This window comes from Hyphomonas sp., assembly GCF_018402285.1.
GTDB lineage: Bacteria > Pseudomonadota > Alphaproteobacteria > Caulobacterales > Hyphomonadaceae > Hyphomonas.
Map to the genome: position 1 here is coordinate 1,084,745 of NZ_JAGYJH010000003.1, position 24,073 is coordinate 1,108,817.

Annotated in this window: 23 protein-coding genes; 7 read left to right on the forward strand and 16 right to left on the reverse strand. The window is 65.1% G+C overall.

Translation table 11 applies throughout. From position 1 onward, the window contains the following. Positions 1-101: 101 nt before the first annotated feature. The 6 genes from KG722_RS07880 to KG722_RS07905 all read right to left on the reverse strand — a co-directional run bounded on the left by KG722_RS07880 (position 102) and on the right by KG722_RS07905 (position 6,324). The gene (locus tag KG722_RS07880; protein ID WP_213271193.1) at positions 102-467 is read right to left on the reverse strand and encodes a DUF6768 family protein; all 366 of its coding nucleotides are present in this window, start codon (positions 465-467) and stop codon (positions 102-104) included. After that, positions 464-1,009 (reverse strand): RNA polymerase sigma factor, encoded by a 546-nt coding sequence (locus KG722_RS07885; protein WP_213271194.1) that lies wholly within the window; start codon positions 1,007-1,009, stop codon positions 464-466. The genes KG722_RS07880 and KG722_RS07885 overlap by 4 nt, the downstream gene beginning before the upstream one ends. Positions 1,010-1,058: 49 nt before the next feature. Beyond that, entirely contained in the window at positions 1,059-2,123 is a 1,065-nt protein-coding gene (locus KG722_RS07890) for an endonuclease/exonuclease/phosphatase family protein (protein WP_213271195.1), read from the reverse strand. A 98-nt stretch (positions 2,124-2,221) separates the two neighbouring features. Then, positions 2,222-3,361 (reverse strand): YcjF family protein, encoded by a 1,140-nt coding sequence (locus tag KG722_RS07895; protein ID WP_213271196.1) that lies wholly within the window; start codon positions 3,359-3,361, stop codon positions 2,222-2,224. A gap of 602 nt (positions 3,362-3,963) precedes the next feature. Further along, on the reverse strand, positions 3,964-5,733 hold the full coding sequence (argS, locus tag KG722_RS07900; protein WP_213271197.1) for an arginine--tRNA ligase: 1,770 nt from the start codon (positions 5,731-5,733) through the stop codon (positions 3,964-3,966). A gap of 3 nt (positions 5,734-5,736) precedes the next feature. Next, positions 5,737-6,324, reverse strand: coding sequence for a hypothetical protein (locus KG722_RS07905; RefSeq protein WP_300998305.1), 588 nt, complete (start codon positions 6,322-6,324; stop codon positions 5,737-5,739). 113 nt (positions 6,325-6,437) lie between these two features. On the opposite strand from KG722_RS07905, the gene ispH reads away from it, so the two are divergent. From ispH to rfbA, 4 genes are all read left to right on the forward strand, one after another. After that, positions 6,438-7,385 (forward strand): 4-hydroxy-3-methylbut-2-enyl diphosphate reductase, encoded by a 948-nt coding sequence (gene ispH / locus KG722_RS07910; protein ID WP_213271198.1) that lies wholly within the window; start codon positions 6,438-6,440, stop codon positions 7,383-7,385. Positions 7,386-7,623: 238 nt separating this feature from the next. Continuing rightward, the gene (gene rfbB / locus KG722_RS07915; RefSeq protein WP_213271199.1) at positions 7,624-8,688 is read left to right on the forward strand and encodes a dTDP-glucose 4,6-dehydratase; all 1,065 of its coding nucleotides are present in this window, start codon (positions 7,624-7,626) and stop codon (positions 8,686-8,688) included. A gap of 44 nt (positions 8,689-8,732) precedes the next feature. Further along, entirely contained in the window at positions 8,733-9,635 is a 903-nt protein-coding gene (gene rfbD / locus KG722_RS07920; protein WP_213271200.1) for a dTDP-4-dehydrorhamnose reductase, read from the forward strand. Beyond that, on the forward strand, positions 9,632-10,501 hold the full coding sequence (gene rfbA, locus KG722_RS07925; RefSeq protein WP_213271201.1) for a glucose-1-phosphate thymidylyltransferase RfbA: 870 nt from the start codon (positions 9,632-9,634) through the stop codon (positions 10,499-10,501). The genes rfbD and rfbA overlap by 4 nt, the downstream gene beginning before the upstream one ends. A gap of 24 nt (positions 10,502-10,525) precedes the next feature. Here the strand turns inward: rfbA and kdsA are convergent, their stop codons facing one another. Both kdsA and KG722_RS07935 read right to left on the reverse strand, forming a co-directional pair. Beyond that, positions 10,526-11,380 (reverse strand): 3-deoxy-8-phosphooctulonate synthase, encoded by an 855-nt coding sequence (kdsA, locus tag KG722_RS07930; RefSeq protein WP_213271202.1) that lies wholly within the window; start codon positions 11,378-11,380, stop codon positions 10,526-10,528. A 69-nt stretch (positions 11,381-11,449) separates the two neighbouring features. Beyond that, positions 11,450-11,941: an NAD(P)H-dependent oxidoreductase gene (locus KG722_RS07935; RefSeq protein ID WP_213271203.1), complete on the reverse strand. Its 492-nt coding sequence runs from the start codon at positions 11,939-11,941 to the stop codon at positions 11,450-11,452. Between the two features lie 62 nt (positions 11,942-12,003). On the opposite strand from KG722_RS07935, the gene KG722_RS07940 reads away from it, so the two are divergent. After that, entirely contained in the window at positions 12,004-12,951 is a 948-nt protein-coding gene (locus tag KG722_RS07940) for a rhodanese-related sulfurtransferase (RefSeq protein ID WP_213271204.1), read from the forward strand. On the opposite strand, the gene KG722_RS07945 is transcribed toward KG722_RS07940, so the two are convergent. The 5 genes from KG722_RS07945 to KG722_RS07965 all read right to left on the reverse strand — a co-directional run bounded on the left by KG722_RS07945 (position 12,935) and on the right by KG722_RS07965 (position 18,585). Beyond that, positions 12,935-14,008: a hypothetical protein gene (locus tag KG722_RS07945; RefSeq protein WP_213271205.1), complete on the reverse strand. Its 1,074-nt coding sequence runs from the start codon at positions 14,006-14,008 to the stop codon at positions 12,935-12,937. The genes KG722_RS07940 and KG722_RS07945 overlap by 17 nt on opposite strands. 173 nt (positions 14,009-14,181) lie before the next feature. Further along, positions 14,182-14,700: a regulatory phage cox family protein gene (locus tag KG722_RS07950; RefSeq protein ID WP_213271206.1), complete on the reverse strand. Its 519-nt coding sequence runs from the start codon at positions 14,698-14,700 to the stop codon at positions 14,182-14,184. A gap of 4 nt (positions 14,701-14,704) precedes the next feature. After that, positions 14,705-15,457, reverse strand: coding sequence for a TlpA disulfide reductase family protein (locus KG722_RS07955; RefSeq protein ID WP_213271207.1), 753 nt, complete (start codon positions 15,455-15,457; stop codon positions 14,705-14,707). A gap of 156 nt (positions 15,458-15,613) precedes the next feature. Next, positions 15,614-16,822: an acetyl-CoA C-acyltransferase gene (locus tag KG722_RS07960; RefSeq protein ID WP_213271208.1), complete on the reverse strand. Its 1,209-nt coding sequence runs from the start codon at positions 16,820-16,822 to the stop codon at positions 15,614-15,616. A 170-nt stretch (positions 16,823-16,992) separates the two neighbouring features. Then, entirely contained in the window at positions 16,993-18,585 is a 1,593-nt protein-coding gene (locus KG722_RS07965) for a phosphoenolpyruvate carboxykinase (RefSeq protein ID WP_213271209.1), read from the reverse strand. 456 nt (positions 18,586-19,041) lie between these two features. Between KG722_RS07965 and KG722_RS07970 the strand changes: the two genes are divergently transcribed. Next, positions 19,042-20,220 carry an aminotransferase gene (locus tag KG722_RS07970; RefSeq protein WP_213271210.1) on the forward strand — a complete coding sequence of 393 codons (1,179 nt, stop codon included), beginning with the start codon at positions 19,042-19,044 and terminating at the stop codon, positions 20,218-20,220. Here KG722_RS07970 and KG722_RS07975 read toward each other — a convergent pair. Further along, positions 20,203-20,613 carry an NUDIX domain-containing protein gene (locus KG722_RS07975; RefSeq protein ID WP_366910207.1) on the reverse strand — a complete coding sequence of 137 codons (411 nt, stop codon included), beginning with the start codon at positions 20,611-20,613 and terminating at the stop codon, positions 20,203-20,205. The two genes, KG722_RS07970 and KG722_RS07975, sit on opposite strands and share 18 nt — an antisense overlap. Positions 20,614-20,741: 128 nt before the next feature. Next, positions 20,742-21,035 (reverse strand): hypothetical protein, encoded by a 294-nt coding sequence (locus KG722_RS07980; RefSeq protein WP_213271212.1) that lies wholly within the window; start codon positions 21,033-21,035, stop codon positions 20,742-20,744. Between the two features lie 255 nt (positions 21,036-21,290). Here KG722_RS07980 and KG722_RS07985 point away from each other — a divergent pair, with 255 nt between their 5' ends. Next, positions 21,291-22,631, forward strand: a complete 1,341-nt coding sequence (locus KG722_RS07985) for an acyl-CoA dehydrogenase family protein (RefSeq protein ID WP_213271213.1) — start codon at positions 21,291-21,293, stop codon at positions 22,629-22,631. A 51-nt stretch (positions 22,632-22,682) separates the two neighbouring features. Here KG722_RS07985 and KG722_RS07990 read toward each other — a convergent pair whose 3' ends face one another. After that, on the reverse strand, positions 22,683-24,047 hold the full coding sequence (locus KG722_RS07990; RefSeq protein WP_213271214.1) for a tryptophanase: 1,365 nt from the start codon (positions 24,045-24,047) through the stop codon (positions 22,683-22,685). Between the last annotated feature and the right edge of the window lie 26 nt (positions 24,048-24,073).

Consider the following 24,073-nt stretch of genomic DNA (forward strand, 5'->3'; position numbering starts at 1 on the left):
TCCTCCTGAGCTGGCTATGGGTCATGGCGGGGATGCCAGAGGCCCCCGCCGTCTGCCACCCGATTCTTGCGCGTCCGGGGAAATGCGCCCCCGCAAACCTGTCAGAGCGCATTCCGCGCAATGCGCAGCTCGATGCGTTTGAGCTCGCGCAGCAGGGCAAGATGGTGCATCCGCATCCAGAACCAGACCTTGATCATCGCCACCGCCAGCATGCTGAAGAGGAAGGCGGCGAGCCAGAAGATCATTTCGCGCAGCTCTTCTGCCCCGAGGATCTGGACCGCTGACCAGACCGCAATGGCAAAGAAGGCAAGGCTCAGCACAAAAGCGAACGCGGTCCAGAATTTCAGCGGCCCGGTGAACGTCGCGCCCAGCTGGCCGATCAGGCTTTCCCCGTTTTCCAGGTTTTTCAGGAAGGCTTCGTCCTCGGCGGAAAGGCCGTCTTTCAGCCGTGTTTCAAAACTCGTCATGACAGGTCTCCTTCAAGAAGCTGTTTGAGATGTTGGCGCGCATGGAAGATGCGCGACTTTGCCGTGCCGGTGGGAACGCTTAAGGCTGCGGCGGTTTCGGCAAGGGTGAGGCCCTCGCTGAAATGGAGAATGGCGGCGACGCGGTGGTCGGCGCTGAGCTGGCCAAGTGCGGCCATGAGGGAATGGCGCAGGGGCGCGGTGTCGATGCCGGCCGGTTCGGGCGCGGCCTCTTCGGGCAGGAAGCGCTGGCGTGCCGCGCTCGCCCGCCGGATACGGTCTGCGCATTTCCGCGTCAGGATGCCATAGGCCCAGGCGGGAAACATCGCCGGTTCCGATAGGGTGAACCAGCCTCGGCAGATCCCGCCCCAGGCTTCCTGCACCGCCTCGCGCGCCTCTTCGGGATCGCCCAGCATCCGCCGGGCCGCCCGCATCAGGCGCGGTTGCCAGCGGGCGGCCAGCCGGTCTGCGGCGCGGGCATCGCCGGCGCGCACCAGCGTGACGAGCAGTTCGTCATAGATCCTGTCTGTATCGCTGAGAGCCATCGCCGCGCCTGTCCTTCAAAGGGATAGTCGCGCGGGCAGGGCGAAAGGTTCAATCAGATTCGGTATTCGGTTCTGCCGCCTCTGGCCCGGTCAGGCTGAACCTGGCGACGACGGGCTGATGGTCGGTGATGGCGAAGCCGAGATCGAGGCCGCGGACGTCTTCCACGGTCACGTTGGGGGAGACGATGAAGCCGTCGATGATGGTGGTGTAGTTTATGCCGCGCCTGTAGGGCTGTTCATTGGTGCGGGTGGTGGGGATGGCAGGGTCGATCACGATCTGCCAGCCCGGTCGGAGGGCTTCGCGGGGAAAGTCATGCACCCAGAAGAGGGCGCTTTCGTCGCTCTCATAGGGGAAGTCTGTCGCGGCCAGGCGCATGTTCCAGTCACCGCCGAGGACCACGCCCTTGCCCTGCTGGTAGTGCGACTGGGCCAGGTCGAGCACTTCGCGCACCTGCTGCATTCGCGTGCCCGCGCCCTCATCGAAGGCGGAGAGGTGGACGTTGAGGATGACCCAGGGGGCGCCGGAAACGTCAAGCTCGGTGACCTGGACATGATAGCGCCGCTGGAGGAAGCCCATGATCGGCCCGGGCTCTTCGGTCAGGCGGACGAGCTTTGCGGGCTCTGCGGCCACTTTCGTGAATGTGCCCAGCCCATGGCGCAGGCTGAGCGGGCCGGGCAGCAGGCGCGTGCGGATGTCTGAGGAGAAGACCATTCCATAGCCGGGCAGCGCGTCTTTCACGCCGGAGAGGACGTCGACATTGTGGGTGAGGAAGCCCGGCGCGGCGAGTTCCTGCATCAGGACGATATCCGGCACCTCCTCGCGCAGGACAGCCTGGATGCCAGCAAGGTTTTTCTCCACCGCCTCGCGGCCAGGCGGGCGCAGCATCTGCCCGCCATCGGCCTGGAAATCGGACGCTTCGCCGAGGCCGGAATAGCCGATATTCCAGACCATCAGCCTCAGCGGAGACTGCGCGGCGGGCAGGGCGTGCGCAGCGTCTTCCCGCTGCTCGGGAATGGCGCGGTCATTGAGGGTGACAAAGGCCGCAATGCCAAGCCACAGCGCGGCCAGCATGACCAGCAGCGAGATGTAGACGAAAGTTCTGCGCAGCCACATGTGCACCGCCCGGCCAGCCTGGATCCCACCACCTTCCATCTGAGCCAAGCCGGGCGGCTGTGTCCATCGGCGCATCTGACGCAGCCGTCACGATGGCGTCAGCTGCCCACCGGACGCCCGGCGCCAAACCAGCTGCGGATCAGTTCCCAGGTGCTGCGGGAGCCGGCGAGGACGCGCTCGGTGGCGCGGGTGGCGTGGGTGGTGAGCCCGCCGACGCGTTTGAGCAGGTCGGTGATCACCGAGCCTGACTCGGCCTTCACTTCGCGCAGGGCGCCTTCGGAAATCGCCGCCGCCTGGCCTGCCGTCCAGCCCTTGAAGCTGCGGCAGCGGCGCTTGGCGAGATAGCCAAGCTTCAGCGTCATCATGGCATTGATGCCGCCATCCATCACCGGACCGGCGATCAGCCCGCCCATCCGGCCGAGCAGGCTGCCGATCACCTCGCCGGTAATGTCGGTCACGTCCTCCAGCGCGCGGGCGGCGACGACGATGGCCGCGACATCGCGCAGGATGCGCAAGCTGCCCATGAGATGGGGCCGGCCGAAATAGATGCGGGAGACTTTCGCCACGAGATTGGCATTGCGCCAGAGGACGATGAAGGCGTCGACGGTGCCGTTCATCGACAGGGCGGTGGCCACGCCGACGCCGACGGCCTCGGCATGGATGATCTGGTTCACGCGGCGGTCGAGCGGGGCGAGCCGGGCTTCGATATGCTCCCGCTCGAAGGCCTCAAGGTCCAGCGAGAGGGCATGGGCTTCTGCAGGCCCCGCCCGGGCGGCGCGGGAAGCGAGGGCGCGGCCTTTGGCGATGCTTTCCAGGATGGCGGCGCGCTCGGCCTGCACTTCGGGATTGGCGGCGAGCATCTTCAGATAGCGCACATCATAGGTGAGGCGTGCGGCAATGGCGGCGGGATCGGGCGCCTTGGGATCAATCAGGATATCCGGCGGCCGGGCGGCCACCGGCATGGAGAGGAAGGCGGCGATGGGCCGGGCGACCAGCCAGGCGAGCGCGGCGGTGAGGCCGGCAATGTAGACAAGGCCTGCGACGGGGTGAAGGTCATCAAACAGGCGGTAGAAGAGATAGCCCTGACCGATCACGATCAGGCAGGTGATGACGACCAGAATACTCGCCGCGAGCTTCACCACCTGCCAGCCCTGCGCCCATTGGGCGGCGAGTTCCCATTGCTGCGGCGGCTTATCGGATGGGGACGGGGCCGGAACCGGAACAAGCGCTTTGGCCATGAGCAGTGTCCTCCTAGCTGAGCAGGGCTAAACCCTTTTGAGGTGGGGAAGGTCAGGGGCAGGGGCAAGCGTCAGGGACAGTGGGGCAGCTTTCAGGCAGCACGACTGGCCGGACGCAGCGGGCGCTGGCCAGGTTGACGGGGTGTGTCCGGGGTCAGGTAAAAGCCAGGATGTATCGGCAGTTGCGCGGGTGCAGGCCCCCCCTTCACGCCGTCTCGGGGCGTTTGCAGGGAAAACGCCTGTCCCTCAAAGCCCCCGCTCGCGCAGGGGAAGAAAAGACGGTGCAGCGCATCGGCGTTGAGCAATCTGGCAGCGCTGTTTCCCATGCCCGATCGTGCGATGCTTTGCGCAGGGGCGGGAGTGGTCTGCAGGCTGACGGGCGCGGCTGCCGCGCGTCCGTCAGATCGGCGACCAGGAGGAGATACCACAACACCCCCGGCCAGAAGATCGCCGGCACCGCGCTGAAATACGCCGTGAAGACCGGGTGTTTTCTGACCCGGGTGGAAGGCGGCGAGGGTGTTCACGGGGCGCAGGATACGCCCGGGGCCGGAGGGGGCGGGATTTCCTGGATCGGGCCTTGTCGGGGAGGTGTTGCGGCGCTGTTACATCCGCTCCGGCACCGTAATGCCGAGCAGGTCCAGCCCCGTCTCCAGCTGATGCCGCACGCCGTCGGCAAGCGCTAGCCGGCTTGCGCGTTTCTCCGCGTCGGTTTCGGCGGCGATGGGCAGGGCGGCGTAGAAGCTGCTGAAGGCCTGGGCGAGGCCGTAGAGGTGTTCGCAGAGGATGTGGGGCATGCGCTTTTCGCGGGCGCCGAGGAGGGCAGCGCCGAAGCCGTCGAGTTGCAGGACGAGGGCGCGTTCGGTGTCTTCGGTAACCCTGACATTGCCCGGCGCATGGCCGTTTTCGGCGGCCTTGCGCAGCACCGATTTTACCCGCACGGCGGCATACATCAGGTAGGGCCCGGTCTTGCCCTCGAAGCTGGTGAAGCGGTCGAGGTCGAACACATAGTTCGTGGTGCGCGTGTTCATCAGGTCGGAGAAGCGCAGGGCGGCGACGGCGACCTTTTTGGCGACATCGAAGCGTTCGGCCTTGCCCATGTCTGCGGGGAGGTTTGCGGCGGAAAGCTTCTTCTCCGCCTCTTCCATCGCCATCGCCTGAAGGTCAGCGAGGCGCAGCACGCCGCCTTCGCGCGTCTTGAAGGGTTTGCCGTCCGGCCCGTTCACCGTGCCGAAGCCGATATGTTCGAGGCGGTCCTCGGCGATCAGCCCCAACATTCCGGCGGCGCGGAACACCTGCTCGAAATGCAGGGCCTGGCGCTGGTCGACCACGTAGAGCATCCGCTCGGGCGCAGGTTTCAGCGTGTCCATCCGGTCAAGGATCGTGGCGAGGTCGGTCGTGTGGTAGCCCGTGCCGCCGCGGCTGTTGACCAGCATGACGGGGGGCATCTCTTTCTTGTCGCTCTCCCGCGCCACGTGCACGATCAGCGCGCCGTCGCTCTCCTCGGCAAGGCCGGCATGCTTGAAGCGCGCGACGAGGCCGGGGATGAGGCCGTCCACATCGCTCTCGCCCTTCCAGAGGTCGAAGGAGACGTTGAGGAAGCCATAGTCAGCTTTCAGGGCCTCGACCGAGACATCGATGAAATGACGCAGCAGGGCGCGGTAGCCGGGGCGGCCGGCCTGCATTTCTGCGACGGCGCGCTGGGAGCGCTCATTGCGGGCTTCGTCGGCTTTTGCCTTGTTCGAGGCCTGCGGATAGAGGCGGCCGAGATCGTCGATGGTGACGGGCGGCTCGGCCGGGTAGGGGCCGGTATAGGCCGCGTCGAAATAGATGAGGCCGGGTTGCTCGTCGTAAAGCTCGGTGACGAGGTGGCCCATCTGGAGGCCCCAGTCTCCGAGGTGGACGTCGGAGGTGACCTGATCGCCGGCAAAGCGGCAGATGCGCTGCAGCGTGTCGCCGATGACGGCAGAGCGGAGATGGCCGACATGCATCGGTTTGGCGACATTGGCGCCGCCAAAGTCGATGACGGTGACCCCGGCGTCGGCGGCTTTCTCCGCGCCGGCCATCGTGTCGCCGCGCACCGCTTGCGCGCGGGTCGAGAGGGCGGCGTCGGAGACGCGCAGGTTGATGAAGCCCGGGCCGGCGACTTCGGCGGAGAGGACGCTGGCATGGTCCTTGAGGCGGGCAGCGATTTCGGCGGCGATTTCGCGCGGGTTACGGCCTGCCGCTTTCGCCGCGGCCATGGCGCCATTGCACTGGAAATCGGCCAGCTCTGGCTTGTCGCTGCGGCGGACTTCGCCGAAGCGGGCCGCAAGGCCCATGGCCTCGAAGGCGGCGCCTGCGGCGGCCGTCAGCTCCCCAGCCAGACTTCCCATGGCTTACTCCGCAACCGACGCGCCGGCGTCCAGGCGGAAGCGCTTGCCCGCGCGGTTGAATTCCAGCTGCTCGGCCGTCAACTCGAAGCCGACGACGATTTCGAAGTTCACCCCCGAAATGGAGCCATCGGCGCGGGGGATGGTGATGCGGTTTACCAGCTCTGACTTCTCGGTCAGCGTCCTGCCGCGGAATTCGGCCTGGCTGGCAAAGGTTTCGCGGGCGAGGACCTTGCCGTTGCGGCGCGTGACGGCGACGAAATAGGGGTAGATGTGGCCATCGGCGGTGGCCGCCGGGCCCTTGCCATAGGCGAAATCGATCTCGATTTCGGCGTCGAGCGGGAAATCCTCGGTGTAGCGGCAGAAGATGCGCACATCGACGATCTCGCCGGTGAATTCGATGTCCGAATAGAGCTCGCCTGAGCCATCGGCCATTTTCACATAGCGGGCAGCGTCATAGACCGAGCCGACGACCGGGCAGGGGCCGGCGTTCGGCGTCGAATCGAGGCTCTGGGCGATTCGGCTGCTGCGGCAGCCGGTCACCGCTGTGGCGGCCAGGAGGGAAGCGGCGAGGATAAGGGCAATTCTGCGCATGCGTCGGCGTGTCCATCTTGGCCTTATGCAAAGGCCTGTCCATGTGATAACGCCCCCGTGTTAAAGGCCTAGCGGCGCCCACGCAACGCATTCGGCGCAGGAGAGAGACCCTTATGACGACGAAACCGGCCCTGACCCTGCGCCTGGCGGCCCCGCGCGGCTTCTGTGCGGGCGTGGACCGCGCCATCCAGATTGTCGAGGAAGCCCTGAAAAAATGGGGCGCCCCGGTCTATGTGCGCCATGAAATCGTCCACAATCGGCATGTGGTGGAGCGGCTGGAGGCCCTGGGCGCCATCTTCGTGGAGGAGCTGGAAGATTGCCCGGATGACCGGCCTGTCATCTTCTCGGCCCATGGCGTGCCAAAATCGGTGCCCGCCGAGGCGGGCCGGCGCAACATGATCTATGTGGACGCAACCTGCCCGCTGGTTTCCAAGGTGCATGTGGAGGCCGAGCGGCATTTCACCAATGCGCGCGAGATCGTGCTGATCGGCCATGCCGGCCACCCTGAAGTCATCGGCACGATGGGCCAGCTGCCCGAAGGGGCCGTGGCGCTGATCGAGACGGTGGAGGACGCCCGTGCCTTCCAGCCGAGGAACGCGGCCAGCCTCGCCTTCATCACGCAGACGACGCTGAGCGTGGACGACACGGCGGAAATCGTGGCCGCGCTGCAGGCGCGTTTCCCCGGCATCGCCACGCCGCACAAGGAAGACATCTGCTATGCCACGACCAACCGTCAGGAGGCGGTCAAGGTGCTCGCGCCGGGCGCGGGGCTGGTGCTGGTGATCGGGGCACGGACGAGTTCAAACTCCGTCCGCCTCGTGGAAGTGGCCCTGCGCGCAGGCGCGGCGCGGGCCGAGCTTGTCGCCTCGGCGGAGGATATCGACTGGGCCTGGTTTGACGGGGTGGACACGCTCGGCCTCACCGCTGGCGCCTCGGCGCCCGAAGACCTGGTGCAGGGCGTGATTGAGGCGTGCCGGGAACGCTTCGAGGTGACCGTGGACACGGTGAAGACGGCGGATGAGACGGTGACGTTCAAGCTCCCGCGGATATTGGTTGGGTAATCCCATCGGGTGCACTGCGCGTTGCTTAATGCACCCTATGGGGCACCTTGCCGGTTTCATCCCCTGATACTGCTGATTGCCCCTGCCATAAGGTCGCCCCTGGACAGGGAAATGTCTGCAGATTGGGGAAAACAGCTTGCCCGGGGCTCGCTTGATTGGCTAGTGGCAGGGAGTTCAACCTGAGAGCTGCGTGCCCGGCACAAGCACCGGGGCGTGGCCGGGCCATAGGAGAATGCGAGTGGCAAAGGTCGTTGTAACCGGGGGAGCCGGGTTCATCGGGTCGGCTGTGGTGCGCCATCTGGTCAGGGACCTTGGCGCCGAGGTCGTCGTGATCGACAAGATGACCTATGCCGCCACACGCGGCAGCATCGCCCCGGTGGAAGACACCGGCCGGGTGAAGCTGATCGTCGAGGACATCTGCAATCAGGGCCAGATGGCCGAGATCATCGCGCGCGAGCAGCCAGACCAGATCCTGCACCTGGCGGCGGAAAGTCATGTCGACCGGTCGATCTCCGGCCCGCAGGCCTTTGTGGAAACCAATGTCACCGGAACCTACAGCATGCTGGAGGCGGCGCGGGCCTACTGGAACAGCCTGACGGGCGCTGCGAAGGAGGCGTTCCGCTTTCTGCATGTCTCGACCGATGAGGTGTATGGTTCGCTCGGCGAGACCGGCCTCTTCACCGAAGAGACGCCGTATGACCCGTCCTCGCCCTATTCGGCATCGAAGGCGGCGTCCGACCATCTGGCCAAGGCCTGGCAGCGCACCTATGGCCTGCCGGTGGTGGTGTCGAACTGTTCCAACAATTACGGGCCGTATCATTTCCCGGAAAAGCTGATCCCGCTGGTGACGCTGAACGCGCTGGAGGGCAAGCCGCTGCCGGTTTACGGCAAGGGCGACAATATCCGCGACTGGCTGTTTGTTGAGGACCATGCGCGGGCGCTGGCGATGATCGCGTCGAAGGGCCGGCCGGGGGAGACCTATAATGTGGGCGGGGGCAACGAGCGCACCAACCTGCAGGTGGTCGAGGCGATCTGCGAGGAGCTTGACCGGGTGATGCCGGCGGCGGGCCCGCGCCGTAATTTGATCACTTTCGTTGCCGATCGTCCCGGGCATGATCACCGCTACGCAATCGATGCGACAAAGCTGGAGAGCGAACTTGGCTGGCGCGCGCAGGAAAACTTCGAGACCGGCCTTCGCAGGACCATCGCCTGGTATCTTGAGAACGAGGCCTGGTGGGCGCCGCTGCGCAAGAGCGTTTATTCCGGCCAGCGCCTCGGCCTTGCCGAGAAGGCTCCGGCCTGACCTCGCACCCAGGCCAGAGTAAGACTGACAGCAAGAGAGTTTCCATGACGACATTGACGGTCCTCATTGCCGGCAGGGGCGGGCAGGTGGCGCGCGCGCTTGCCGCCTCCGTGCCGGCCGGTGTCAACGCCGTCTGCCTCGGGCGGCCGGAAATGGACATCACCGACAGCGCCAGTATCGCCCGGGCGATGGAAGAGGTTGCGCCCGATATTGTCATCAATGCGGCAGCCTATACGGCGGTCGATCAGGCCGAGAGCGAGCCTGAGGCGGCCCGGCTGGTGAATGCGGTGGCCGCCGGAGCGCTGGCGCAGGCGGCAGCGGCGCGCGGGGCGCCGATCCTTCATCTTTCCACGGACTATGTGTTCAATGGCGAAAAGACCTCGCCCTATGTGGAGAGCGATCCGGTGGCCCCGCTCGGGGCCTATGGGCGCTCCAAGCTTGAGGGCGAGCGCGCCGTGGCGGCAGGAAACCCGCAATCGGTGATCCTGCGCACGGCGTGGGTCTATAGTCCGTGGGGGAAGAATTTCGCCAGGACGATGCTGCGGGTGGGCGAGACGCGCGATGAGCTTGCCGTGGTGCATGACCAGCGGGGCAACCCGACCAGCGCGGCCGCCATTGCCGCGGGCCTCTGGTCGATTGCGCTGGGCTATGGCCGCGCGGGGGCGCCGCTGGGGGCGGGCGTCTTCCACATGACGGCGCAGGGCGAGGCGAGCTGGGCAGAATTTGCCGAAGAGATTTTCGCGGTCAGCGCAGCGGCCGGCGGCCCCGGCGCCCGTATTAAAAGGATCACAACTGCCGAGTATCCAACGCCCACGCAAAGGCCGGCCAATTCCCGGCTGGATTGCAGCGCGCTGGCGGCAGCCCATGGAATTGCGCTGCCGCCCTGGCGGGAAAGCACCCGCAGCGTTGTGGAAGAACTGGTCAGAACGAAAGGTTGGAGGGCATGAAGGGCATTATTCTGGCGGGGGGCAAGGGCACGCGCCTTTATCCGATCACGCGCGGCGTCTCGAAACAGCTGCTGCCGGTCTATGACAAGCCGATGATCTTCCATCCCGTCACGACACTGATGATGGCGGGCATCCGGGACATTCTCGTGATTTCGATGCCCGAGGCCCTGCCGGCCTATCAGCGCCTCCTGGGGACGGGCGAGGACTGGGGCATGAACTTCACCTATGCCGAGCAGCCCGAGGCGCGCGGCCTTGCCGAGGCATTCCTGATCGGGGCGGATTTCGTGCGCGGTGGTCCGAGCGCGCTGGCGCTGGGCGACAACATGTTCTACGGCGCGGGCCTGCGCGGGGACCTGCAGGAAGCGGGCAGCCTGACCAGGGGCGCGGAAGTGTTCGCCTTCCAGGTCACCAATCCCGCCGAGTTCGGGGTGGTGGAGATCAACAGGGACGGGGTTGCCCTCTCGATCGAGGAAAAGCCGGTCAAGCCGCGAAGCAACTGGGCTGTCACCGGGCTCTATTTCTATGATGACCAGGTGGTTGATATTGCGCGCGAGGTGAAACCCTCCGCCCGCGGAGAGCTTGAGATCACCTCGATCAATGACTTCTACTTGCAGAAGGGCCTGCTGAAGGTCAAACGCCTGCCGCGCGGAACGGCGTGGCTGGATGCGGGCACGTTTGACGGGCTGATCCAGGCGTCTCAGTTTGTCCAGACGCTGGAAAAGCGCCAGGGCCTGAAAGTGGCGTGCCCGGAAGAAGTTGCCTGGCGCTGCGGCTTCATCGGCGACGCGCAGCTGGAAAAGCTCGCGGCCGGTTACAAGAATGAATACGGCGACTATCTGCGCGGCATCCTGCTCAGCGAGCACTGACCCGCGCGCGGCCCCATCATCGGGTCACGCCGGGTTCACGGCCATGTGGAGGGCTTTGAGGGTTGCCAGGAGGTCTGCGGCGCCGGCGAGCGGCAGGCAGCTTGGGCCGTCGCAGAGGGCCTTGTCGGGGTCTGTGTGGAACTCCAGGAACACCCCGTCGGCGCCGGCGGCCACGGCGGATCTGGCGATGATGGCGACCCCGTCGCGCCGCCCGCCTGTGGAGGCCCCGCCGGTGCGCGGATCGGCGCCGGGCAGCTGGACGGCATGGGTGGCGTCGATGGTGACCGGGCAGCCGAGCTTCTTCATCTCGGGGATGGCCAGCATGTCGACGATGAGATTGTTGTAGCCAAAGCTCACGCCCCGCTCGCAGAGGATGACGCCGGTTTCCGGGGCGACTTCGGCGATCTTGGAGACGATGTTCCTGGCGTCCCAGGGCGCCATGAACTGGGCCTTCTTGGCCTGGATCAGCGCTTTTTCCCGGGCAGCGGCTTTGGCGGTGGCGATGACGAGGTCGGTCTGGCGCACGAGGAAAGCGGGCAGCTGGATGATGTCGGCGACGGCGGCGACCGGCTCGGCCTGGCCGGGCTCATGCAGGTCGGTGATGACGGGCACGCCGAGCTTGCCCTTGACCCGGGCAAGGATGTTGAGTCCCGCCTCGAGGCCCGGGCCGCGATAGGAGGTGATGGAGGAGCGGTTGGCCTTGTCGAAGCTCGCCTTGAACACATAGGGCAGGCCCAGGGCCGCGCAGATGCGCTTGAGCTCGGCGCCCACTTCCAGCGCCAGACCCTCGTCTTCCAGCACGTTGAGCCCGGCCATCACCGCCAGCGGCCCGCCCCCGCCAATTGTCCAGCCAGAAGGAATGTGCGTCAGCGCCGTCATGATCTCTTGCTCCGGGGTTCCTGATCGCGGCTTGTTAGCGGAATTAACACACCGCGCGAACCCGTTTCCTCACCAGATGCCGGCGCCGATCCCGGCTGCCAGTGCCGCCCCGAGAGCGTGGCAATGTGCCCGCTCGGCTTCGGGCAGGGTCTTGGGCGCAAGGATTTCCTCCGGGGTCTGTGCCTGCATGCAGACGATTCGCGCGGGCTGGACTTCCCGCAGACGCCATCCGGTTGCGATGCGGCCGGCCTGGCGCGCCGCGCCGGCGCCGTCCGATCCGGCCGCGATCATCAGGGCGTAGGGGCGCCCTTCGATGCGGCCGAGGACGGGATAGTAGCAGCGGTCGAAAAATTCCTTCATCTCGCCCGATAGGCTGGCGAGGTTTTCCGGGGCAGCGAAGAGATAGCCATCTGCGGCGAGAAGATCCTCCGGCCCGGCCTCGGCCGCCCGCAGGAGGCGGGGCGCGCACGCCTCGTCAGCGCGCGCGCCTTCAAACGCGGCCCGCGCCATCGCCTCTGCCGTGCCGGTGCGCGAGTGCCAGATGAGGAGAAGCTGTTTCATGGCTGCCAGCCTAAGGGATTCCCCCGTTTTCCCAAGTCCGCGCTTCTGTCATAAGGCGGTCCATGACCGTCCAGATTGCCGCCCTCTACAAATTCTTCCGCTTCCCGGACTATGCCGCGCGCCGCCAGCAGATCGCCGCCAGGCTCTGCGGGCTGGGCATCAAGGGCTCGCTGCTGCTGGCGGAGGAAGGCGTCAACGGCACGATCGCGGGCAGCTGCGAAGCGATTGAGGAAGCCCTCGCCATGCTGCGCGCGCTGCCCGGAGCAGAGACGCTGGAGGCAAAATTCTCGGAGGCAGCGCAGATGCCGTTCCTGCGGCTGAAAGTTCGCCTGAAGCGCGAGATCGTCACCATGGGCGTGCCGGGCACCGACCCCAATGATCTGGTTGGCACCTATGTCACGCCGCAGGACTGGGACGCGCTGATCGGCGACCCGGATACGGTTCTGATCGACACGCGCAATGACTATGAAGTGGCCATCGGCACGTTCGAGGGCGCCATCGACCCGAAGACCGAGACCTTCCGCGAATTCCCCGCCTGGTTCCGCCAGTTCCGGGAGCGGTTGGAAGCGGAGGGCCGCGCGCCGAAGATCGCCATGTTCTGCACCGGCGGCATACGCTGCGAGAAGGCGACGAGCTTTGTGAAGGCCGAAGGCATCGGGGATGTGTTCCACCTGCAGGGCGGCATCCTCAAATATCTCGAGACCGTGCCGCAGGAGAAAAGCTCCTGGCGCGGGGAGTGTTTCGTGTTCGATGAACGTGTCGCGGTAGGGCATGACCTCTCGCCGGGAAGTCATGTCCTCTGTCATGCCTGCGGGCATCCCGTGTCAGAAGCGCAACGTGCAGACCCGGCCTACAGGCAAGGCGTCTCCTGCCCGCACTGTATCGACACGATGACGGACGCCCAGCGCGCGCGCTTTGCCGAGCGTCAGAAACAGATTGAGCTGGCCAGACAGCGCGGGCAGGCGCATGTCGGCCCGCATAGGGTCGTACCCCTCAATTCCAGGGATTGAACCGCCGCGGAATGGCCGGCGGGGCGCCGTCATCGTCGTCCTCGCGCCGGCTTTCGGGCAGAGGCGGGAAGTCTGCGTCATCTTCCAGGCTGGGCATGATCTCGGGAAGATCCTCGGTTCCGTCGATGACCAGCGTGGCGGGCGAGGCCTGACCGGCGGGCGCGGGCTTTGCCTCGGGCGGGTCAACGCGCTGCGTCCCGGCAAAGCCGACGCCGTAAGGAATGCCTGACAGCGAGAAGCGCTGCTGCATCGGGCTCGGCGGCGGGGCGGGCTCGGGTTCAGCTTGGGTCTGAAGGTCGGGCTCAGGGGCTGGTGAGGACTCTGTCTCTGCGGTCATGGCGACAGGTTCTGGCCCGGAGGCGGGCGCCCGGGAGGTTTCCGGCTCGGCCGTAGCTTCGGGTTCAGGCTCTGGCGCGACCAGGGCAGCGGCTTCGTCCTCGCCCTCAGCGTATTCCTCAGTCTCTGCATAGGCGGCCGGGAGCGGCGCGGGGGCAGGTTCGGGCTGGGGCTCAGCTTCAGCAACCGCTGCCACAGGTTCTGGCTCTGGCGCGACCGCAACTTCCGGACCGGCCACAGGCGCGGTGTTGTTGATCTGGTCGGCCAGCGTCGCCACGGCGGCGGTGATCGCCGTCTCGCCTTCCAGCGAGAGGGTTTCGTCGGTCAGCGTTTCCGGCTCGGGCTCGGCTTCGGGTTCTGGCGCCGGGGCATTGACCGGCTCTGCCTCCACCGCTTCGAGGCCCGCCAGCAGGGCGCTGATCGCCTTTTCGGCGCCGCGCGCATGGCGGTGGGCTTCGCGGAAGAGTTCGCCGACGAACTGGGAATAGGGCCGCCCGGCAGCGTCCTTCTCGTCGGCGATTTCTTCCGGCGTGCAGGTCTCTATCTCGCGACCCACGGCATCGGTGAGGATCACGCCATGCGGCTCCGGGGTCAGAACCACGCGGTAGCCTTCGGTGTCATGCACGACTGTGCCGTTCTCCCCCTCGATCCAGGAGACACGCTGCTTGCGTGTCATCTCGCTCAGCTTGTCGATCAGTTTCTTGGTCGAGGGATGCAGCATTCTTTTCCCGCCTTCTCATCCGTTTTGGTCATCACCTGCACACAGGACTAGCCGGTCAGCGCACAAGATTCAAACCTTGCATCAGTGCCGGAGGCCGCAAGAGGCGCTTTACGATTTTCTCAACCCTATTTCGCGTCACCGGCGAGCAAGATCAGGGCACAATCGGGGTGCGATCAGGGCACTGGGGGCAGGTAAGTCTGTTGCAGCAGCAGCAGGTCCCCGCCCGTTCCGCCAAATTCGAGACGCAGGCGGCCGGACTGGCAAACAAGGCTGATGTCGCGCGCCGTTTCCGGCGCGGCGCAGCTTGCTTTCAGCGGCGCGGCCACCTCGCTCAGGCGGCTTGTGCCCGCACGCAGCCCGCCGGGGCCGCTGACCTCGGCCGACCGGGTTGCGACCGCGCCGGCATAGCCGCGCGTCCAGTCGGGCGTCACGATGTAGAGGGGCGTTTTGCTGCCAGCTTTGCGGATGTGGAAGGCGGGCGTGTCCGGATCGGAGAGGGTGACAACTTCCAGCCCCGGGAAGGCGCGTTCCATGGCAGGCACGGTGAAGGGTGTCTGTGCCAGGAGGCCTGCGGCGCCGTCCGGGCCGATGGTGTAGGCGGCGTCTGCAGCTTCCGTCCCGTTGGCGTTCCGGCCCTCCGGCGTGCCGCAGGCAGCAAGGGCAAGGGCGCAGGCGAGAGCGAGCCGGGTCATGTCCTCATTCTATGCCGGAAGGCTGCGAAGAGAGAAGGTCCCGCACGTCTTTTCTGACTTCGGCGATGTCCTGGATGAAGGTCTTTACCGGCTGGTCCTCGATCACGCGCAGGTCGGTGCGGAAGCCGCGCACGACGCCGTCGGGCGAGACGAGCAGGTAGCTCGGCGTCCAGCTGATCTGCAGCTGCTGGCGCAGGCTGGCATCGGTATCGAGCACGACCGGCGGCAGCGTATAGCCGGCAGAGGCGAAATAGGCCTCCAGCGAGCCATACTTGCCGTAAAGCTCTTCCGGCGTGGCGCGGTTGGCATTGGCCGGCACGTGAATCGACACGAAGTCGAGATCAGGATCCTGCGCGATGGCGCGGGCGAGGGCGTCAACATAGGGGCCATCGGCGACACAGTCGCTACACCAGGCGCCCCAGACATCAATCACGGTCCAGCGGGAAATGTCTGACGAGCGGAACGTGCCGCCATCGGATGTGGGCGAGGTAAACTCGGGCAGTTTCTGGCCGAGCAGGGCGTACTGGAAGGGGCGGCCATAGCCGTCACGGTAGACCCCGTCACTTCTGGTGTCGGCGGCGCCTTCGGGCGGGGTTGCGTTGGCGGTGATGAAGCCCTGGGCGACCGGCCCGGGAGCGGGCGTATCGGAGGACTGCCCGGCAGGGGCCACGCCGGCGCTATCGGCAACCGGCGGATCAGACGCGCCGCAGGCCCCGAGGAACACAGCGGCGGCAAGCATGAGGATCGAAGGCTTCATCGGAAAATACTCCAGCAGTGCCAGAGAGTTTGTCACTTCCCGTTGGGCGGATGAAGGCAGTTCTCCTCAAGCCACCTGTAAGCAAAAGGGCGGCCCGGATGAGCCGCCCTTCCGAATTTTGTCTGCTGGCGTCCGGCAGGCGCCGGAAAGTCAGGCTCAGCTGTAGATTTCGAACAGGCCGGCTGCGCCCATGCCGCCGCCGATGCACATCGTGACAACGCCCCACTTGGCCTTGCGGCGCTGGCCTTCGAGCAGGATGGAGCCGGTGCAGCGGGCGCCGGTCATGCCGAAGGGGTGGCCGATGGAGATCGAGCCGCCATTGACGTTGTATTTTTCCGGGTCGATGCCGAGGCGGTCGCGCGAGTAGAGGCACTGCGAGGCGAAGGCTTCGTTGAGTTCCCAGAGGTCGATATCGTCGACCTTCAGGCCGTGACGCTCGAGCAGGCGCGGAACGGCGAAGACCGGGCCGATGCCCATCTCGTCGGGATCGCATCCGGCGACATTGAAGCCGGCAAAGCGGCCGAGGGGCTTCAAGCCGCGCCTGGCAGCTTCCTTGGCTTCCATCACGACCACGGCCGCGGCGCCATCAGAGAGCTGGGACGCGTTGCCGGCTGTGACATATTTGCCCTGCTTGATGACCTGGCCACCGGAGAATACCGGCGGAAGGCCTGCAAGGCTCTCATAGGTCGTACCCGGACGGTTGCAGTCGTCGCGGTCGGCGATCACGTCCTGGAAGGTTTCTTCCTTGGTTTCCTTGTTGATCAGCTTCATGCGGGTGTTCATCGGCACGATTTCCTGCGCCATGTAGCCCTTCTGCTGGAACTCGGCCGTGCGGCGCTGGCTCTCTGCAGAATACTGGTCCTGGTATTCGCGGCTGACATTGTAGCGCTCGGCCACGATCTCGGCGGTTTCGATCATCGTCATCCAGATGGCGGGCCAGGTCTTGGCCAGTTCCGGCTCGAAATACTTGTGGCGGTTGGACTGGCCCGAGCCCTGAACGAGGCTGATGCTTTCCACGCCGCCGCCGACCGTGACGGCTGCGCCTTCGTTGATCACAGTGTGGGCCGCGTTGGCGATTGCCTGCAGGCCAGAGGAGCAGAAACGGTTGATCGTTGCGCCCGAGGTGCTGGAGGGGCAACCGGCGGCGAGGGCGGCGTTGCGGGCAACGTTGTGGCCGGTAGCGCCTTCAGGCGCGGCGCAGCCCAGGAACACGTCTTCCACAGCGGCGGCTTCAACGCCGGCGCGCTCGAGCGCGCCCTTGATGGCGTGGCCGGCCATGGTGATGCCATGGGTGTCATTGAGGGCGCCGCGACCAGCTTTGGTCAGGGCGGTACGGGCTGTTGAAACGATTACGGCTTCACGCATGGCTTCCTCCGGATATGAGCGTTCGTCTTGTTGCGGCGCACCCTAGTGAGTGAATTGCCCGGACGGAAGCCTTCCCTTTACGTCAACGTGCATTGGTCGCAGCAGCTAAAGAAAAAGCCCGCCGGGCGTGTCCGGCGGGCTTCTTTATCATGCACGCTCAGCGGAAGGGCTTAAGCGGTGACCTTCGGCTTCGGGGCAGATGCCTTCACGGCGTCATCGACATAGGCTTCAAACTTCTTGAAATTGGCTACGAACTCTTCGGCGAGTTTCGCCGCCTGCATGTCATAGGCTGCCGGGTCGGCCCAGGTGGTGCGCGGGTCGAGGATGCTGGCGTCGACGCCCGGCACGGAGACCGGCACGAGGAAGCCAAAGGTTTCGTCCTTGCGGAACTCGACAGTGTTGAGCGAGCCATCGAGCGCAGCGTTGAGCAGGGCGCGGGTTGCCTTGATCGGCATGCGGTTGCCCTGGCCATACGGGCCGCCGGTCCAGCCGGTGGAGACCAGCCAGCAGTCGACATTGTAACGTGCGATCAGCTCACGCAGCAGGTTGCCATACTCGGAAGGGTGGCGCGGCATGAACGGGCCGCCAAAGCAGGTTGAGAAGGTGGCGGTCGGTTCGGTGACGCCCTTCTCGGTGCCGGCGACGCGGGCGGTATAGCCGGAGAGGAAATGATACATCGCCTGCGCCGGGGTCAGCTTGGCGATCGGCGGCATGATGCCATAGGCGTCTGCGGTCAGCATGATCAGGTTTTTCGGCTGGCCGCAGCGGCCCGTCAGCGACGCATTCGGGATTGCTTCGATCGGATAGGCGCCGCGGGAGTTTTCAGCCAGCGCGGCGGAGTCGAGATCGAGTTCGCGCGTGGTGGCATCCATCACGACGTTCTCGAGCACGGTGCCCCACTGTTTCGTGGTGGCATAGATTTCCGGCTCGGCCTCGGCCGACAGCTTGATCATCTTGGCGTAGCAGCCGCCTTCAAAGTTGAAGAGACCGTTTTCCGACCAGCCATGCTCGTCATCACCGATCAGCGTGCGCGAAGCGTCTGCCGACAGCGTCGTCTTGCCGGTGCCCGACAGGCCGAAGAAGATGGCTGCGTCGTCTTTGTCCGAGGTGTTGACCGAGCAGTGCATCGGCATCACGCCCTGATTTGGCAGCAGGTAGTTGAGGATGGTGAAGACAGATTTCTTCGTTTCGCCGGCATAGGATGTGCCACCGATGAGCACGAGGCGCTTGGCGAAGTTGACGGCAATCACCGTCTCGCTGCGGCAGCCATGCCTCGCCGGATCGGCGCGGAAGCTCGGGCAGTTGATGATCGTAAATTCGGTCTTGAAGCCAGCCAGCTCATCCGTGGTCGGAAGGCGCAGCAGGTGGCGGATGAACAGCGAGTGCCAGGCAAACTCGGTCACAACCGTGACAGGCAGGCGGTAGTCGAGATCGGCGCCGCCGAAGAGGTCCTGCGAGAACATGTCCTGCTGGGCGAGGTGCGCCTTGAAGTCTGTCCACAGAGCGTCGAACTGCTCGGGCGTCATCGAGGCATTGTTGTCCCACCAGACGGTTTTCTCGGTCGTCGCGTCGCGCACCGTGAACTTGTCCTTGGCGGAGCGGCCGGTGTGCTGGCCGGTTTCGACCACCAGCGCGCCGCCCTTGGCAATGCGGGCTTCGCCGCTTGCCACGGCCGTTTCGTACAGGCGTGCTTCGTTCCAGTTTTTCCGGATGGATTTGGTCTGCACGCCCAGCTCGGCCAGGATTGCTACGGTATCGCTCATTACGCTGTCCTCGAATTTTTGCGAACTCTTAGGGCGCCCCGGCCCTGCCACCATGGGCCCCATTAGCGCTTCACGAGACCCTTTTGCAACATCCGTGCCCATGGGAATTTGGCTGCGCCGCAGCATTTCTGGCGGTTGATAACGTCGCACTACGGATGTCCCGCGTTGTCAAATGTTGGGACCGGTGTCATTTTTTCAGCTGGTGCAGAGCCGCCAAAAATTGAGGCAGCTGGCCCTGGCCAGAATGGCACAGGGCGCCTGCGCCAAAGGGATGACACCCGGCCGGGAGACCCCGCGCCCCCGAGGGGAGGGTGGCGCAGGGGAGGGGGCCTGCCGCCCAGGCTCGCCCTGTAAGGGGCGCCGGCGCGAACCATGCTCCGCAGGCAGACGAACATTCTGCCGGGGCATCGGGCTTCAATTGCCCAAGGCGCCGGCCTTCTATAGATCAGACCCAGCATGAAACCGCTCAATCCGGACTTTGCCAGCCTCGGCACCACCATCTTCACCACCATGTCCGCGCTCGCCGTGGAACATGGGGCGATCAATCTCGGCCAGGGCTTTCCCGACGAGGATGGCCCGGCAGACATCATCGCGAAGGCGGCAGACGCGCTGAGCACCGGCCCCAACCAGTACCCGCCGATGGCGGGCCTGCCTGCGCTGCGCCAGGCGGTGGCCGCCCATGACCGGCGCTTTTACGGGCTGGACTATGACTGGCAGGATGAAATCCTTGTTACATCCGGGGCAACCGAAGCGCTCGCCGCCTGCCTCATGGCGCTGCTGGCGCCGGGCGATGAGGTGGTCCTGTTCGAGCCGCTCTATGATTCCTATCTGCCCATCATCCGCCAGTGCGGCGCGACGCCCCGGATCGTGCGGCTCGAGGCGCCCGGCTGGGACATTCCGGAGAGCTCGCTCGCCGAAGCCTTCAGCCCGGCGACCAAGCTTGTGCTGATCAATTCGCCGATGAACCCGACGGGCAAACTCTTTGCCGCCGGCGCGATCGAGGTGATCGCGCGCCATGCCCGCGCCCATGACGCCTATCTTGTCTGCGATGAGGTTTACGAACACCTGGTCTTCGATGGCCGGCGCCACCAGCCCATCGCCGCCCTGCCGGAGATGCGCGCGCGCACGCTGCGCATCGGCTCGGCGGGCAAGAGCTTTTCCCTGACGGGCTGGAAGGTTGGCTATGTCAGCGGCCCGCGCGAGCTGGTCTCGGCCGTTGCCAGGGTTCACCAGTTCCTGACCTTCACCACGCCGCCGGGCCTTCAGGCGGCAGTCGCCTATGCCCTGGCAAAAGATGACGGCTATTATTCAGGTCTCGCCGCGTCGCTGGAGGCCAAGCGCGACCGGCTCGCGGCAGGCCTGAGGCAGGTTGGCTTCACGGTGCTGCCGGCGGAAGGCACTTACTTCCTCACCGCATTGACCGATGGCATCGGGCCGGCGCTTGACTCGGATGTCGACTATGCGCGCTGGCTGACGACAGAGGCCGGCGTCGCGGTTATTCCGTGCAGCGCCTTCTATGCCGGTGACAATCCGCCCCGGAACATGATTCGCTTCTGTTTCTGCAAGAAGAACGAGGTGCTCGACGCTGCCATCGCCCGGCTGGCCGCAGCGCTCGGATCAGGCCCGTCGCCTTGATGCGAGCCAGTCCCTGACCGGGCTGGTCAGATGGCCTGGCAGGGCATCGAGCGCAAACCAGCCCCAGCCGCCATGCTTGTCCGGCTCGAGTATCTGAGGCTCGCCCGAGAGGATCTGCGCCGAATAGACCGGCGCCACCCAGTGCCTTCCGTCGCCGGCGTCGATCGTCTGGGCAATGCAGGCGAGCCCTGTCAGTTCGATCTCGATGCCAAGCTCTTCCCGGATTTCCCGCCGGGCCGTGTCCTGGGCCCGCTCGCCGAAATCGACCTTGCCGCCGGGCAGGCCCCACGCGCCCGCTTCAGGCTCTTTCAGGCGCTGGATCAGGAGGATGCGGCCCTGCGCGTCCAGAATGGCCGCGCCGCATCCGGCTTCGACGGGTTTGGTCATTTTCATGTCCCCGAATGTCCGGAAGTGGCCGGAATTGTCCCCTGTCTGGCACGATCTGGCAGCGTTGCGGAACAAAAAAAGCCGCCGCGTGTGTCTCGCGGCGGCTTTGAAGAAAGGCTTGGAGAGGGGTAGCCTTATTTCTTGGCGGCAGTGTTGCACTCGGCCAGTTCTTCAGCCGTCAGCTCGGCGCTGGCGTTGCGCAGGGCGGTGATCTGGCCGACTTCCTTGGCGATCTTCTTGCAGACGCGCACGGTCGGTGCCTTGCGCTTCAGGTCGCCGGTGCAGACGGTGCCGTTGCAGGACCAGACAACGCTTTCGGCGATGACGCGCTTTTCAGCGACAGGCGCTGCGGTTTCAAAGGTGTAGCTGGCGAAAGCAGGCAGGGCGACGCCTGCGAGAGCCAGAGCGGCGATTGCGGAACGGAGCATGGGAGGCTGCCTTTGTTCGAGGTTGAGAGCTGCGTGTTTTTCGGTGGGGCATTTATGCCTGACCTTCACGCTAAAGAACGCTGAACATTTCGTCAAGTGTTCAGAGCGCTGAATTCAGGATTTTGGAGAACTATTCGTTCCGTTTGCTGCGCCGCAGCACATTCTCCCGGTGTCATTGCCCCGGCGGCACAAATTGCCGGGGCCGCCCTTAGGGATAAGGTATTCCCAAACCGCGCAGGAAACGAGGAAACGCCCATGGATTTCAACATCCCACAGGACATCGCCGACTATCTGATCGTGCTCGACAAATTCATCGAGGACGAAATCAAGCCGCTTCAGGCACAAGACGACAATGAACGCTTCTTCGATCATCGCCGCGAATGGGCGCGGACCGACTTTGAAAATGAAGGCCTGCCCCGCCCGGAATGGGAGCAGCTGCTGCGCGAGGCCAAGAAGCGCGCCGACAAGGCCGGTCACCTGCGCTACGCCCTGCCGAGGGAGTTCGGCGGGCAGGATGGCACCAATCTCGGCATGGCGATCATTCGCGAGCATTTCGCCCGCAAGGGCCTCGGCCTGCACAACGACCTGCAGAACGAGCACTCGATCGTCGGCAACTTCCCGCAGATCCTGATGCTGCGCGACTTTGCAAGGCCCGACCAGAAACACCTCGCCAATGCTGCCCTTGAAGGCAAGTTCATCGCCTGCTTCGGCCTCACCGAGCCCCATCACGGCTCTGACGCAACGCATATGGAAACCCGCGCCGTGCGCCACAAGAAAGATGGCAAGGATGGCTGGCTGATCAATGGCGAGAAGATGTGGATCACCGGGATGCATGTGGCCACCCACATCATGCTGTTCTGCCGCACCAGCGGGAAGGATGGCGATGCCAAAGGCATCACCTGCCTGATCATCCCGGCGCGCGACCCCGGCGTGATCATTGAAGAATATATGTGGACCTTCAACATGCCCACAGACCACCCGCGCCTGACGATCAAGGATGTGTGGGTGCCCGAAGACGCCGTGTTCGGCCCGCCGGAAGGCGGCCTCGCGCTCGCCCAGCATTTCGTTCACGAAAACCGCATCCGCCAGGCGGCCTCTTCCTGCGGCGCGGCGCTCTACTGCATTCAGGAAAGCGTGAAATACGCACTGGAGCGCAAGCCCTTCGGCAAGCCGCTGGCTACCAACCAGGCCATCCAGTTCCCGCTGGTGGAACTTGCCACGCAGGCCGAGATGCTCCGTCTCCTGATCTTCAAGACGGCCTGGGAAATGGACCAGATGTCGAAGCCGGAAGTGGCGATCAAGCTCTCCGACAAGGTGTCGATGTGTAACTATTACGCCAACCGTCTCGTCTGCGAAGCGGCCGACCGGGCGATGCAGGTGCATGGCGGCATCGGCTATTCCCGTCACAAGCCATTCGAGCACATCTACCGCCACCACCGCCGCTACCGGATCACCGAAGGTTCCGAAGAGATCCAGATCCGCAAAGTCGCCGGCCACATGTTCGGCTTCATGGGCCCCGGCAAACACGGCCAGCCCAAAGGCGAAGTCGACGCCAAGGGGAAAAGCGCCGAGCCGACGGATTTTGCGGTTCGGTGACAACTGCAGACAAGAACGCAAAGCCGGGCAAACAGCCCGGCTTTTTTTGTGTCAGAGCCTCTCAAACGCCGCCGTGAAATGCCGCATCATCGGGGGTTCTTTCACGATGCGCAGGCCCTTGAGCTTTTCCTTGGTGGCGGCGACGTCTTCCAGCACTTCGACCACATAGTCGGCATGGCTCTGGGTGTAGACGCGGCGGGGCATGGCCAGGCGGACGAGGTCCATGGCGGCGGGGGCTTCGGCGCCATCGGGCTTGCGACCGAACATGACGGTGCCGATCTCGCAGGCGCGGATGCCGCCGGTTTCATACATCGCGCAGGTGAGCGCCTGGCCAGGATATTCCAGCGGCGGAATATGCGGCAGGAAGGCACGGGCATCGATGAACACGGCATGGCCGCCAGCAGGCTTCACGACGGGGATCCCCATCGCATCGAGCCGCTCGGTGATGTAGGAATTACTCCGTACCCGGTAGCGGAGATAATCCTCGTCGATGATCTCCTTCAGCCCCTGGGCAATGGCGTCAAGGTCGCGGCCCGCAAGCCCGCCATAGGTGGGGAAGCCCTCTGTCTGGATCAGCAGCGTGCGGGCGCGCTCTGCCAGGGCATCATCGTTCAGCGCCAGCCAGCCGCCGATATTGGCGAAGGCGTCCTTCTTTGCGCTCATTGTCATGCCATCGGCGACGGCAAAACAGTCGCGCACGATGTCCTTTATCGAGCGGTCCTTCTGGTCGTCTTCGCGCAGCTTGATGAACCAGGCATTCTCGGCAAACCGGCAGCCATCGATATAGAAGGCCTTGCCGAACTTCCTTGCGAGCGCCGCCGCGCCGTGAATGTTGGCGAGGCTGACGGGCTGGCCGCCGCCGGCATTGTTGGTGATCGTCATCATCACGGCCGGGACGCGGTGGCCCTCTTCGGTCAGCACACGCTCCAGCGCGGCCAGGTCCATATTGCCCTTGAACGGATGATCCAGGGAAGGCACGCGGCCTTCAGCAATCGGAATGTCCAGCGCCTCGGCGCCCATTGCCTCGATGTTGCCGCGCGTCGTGTCGAAGTGCGTGTTGGAGGGGATGAGGTCGCCTTTTCTGGCGATCAGGGAGAAGAGGAGGTGTTCGGCAGCCCGGCCCTGGTGGGCGGGGATGATGTGGGCAAAATCCATCAGGTCTTTCACCGCCGCTTCAAAGCGGTAGAAACTCGGCGCGCCAGCATAGCTTTCATCGCCGGTCATGACAGCGCCCCATTGGGCCGCGCTCATGGCGGAGGTGCCGCTGTCAGTCAGCAGGTCGATGATCACGTCATCGGAATGCAGCTTGAAGAGGTTATGCCCGGCCTTGGCCAGAAGCGCCTCGCGCTCGGCGCGCGTGGTCATGCGGATCGGCTCGACCGATTTGATGCGGAAAGGTTCGATAATGGTCTTCATGAGGGGCACTCCCGGCTGAAACGGTT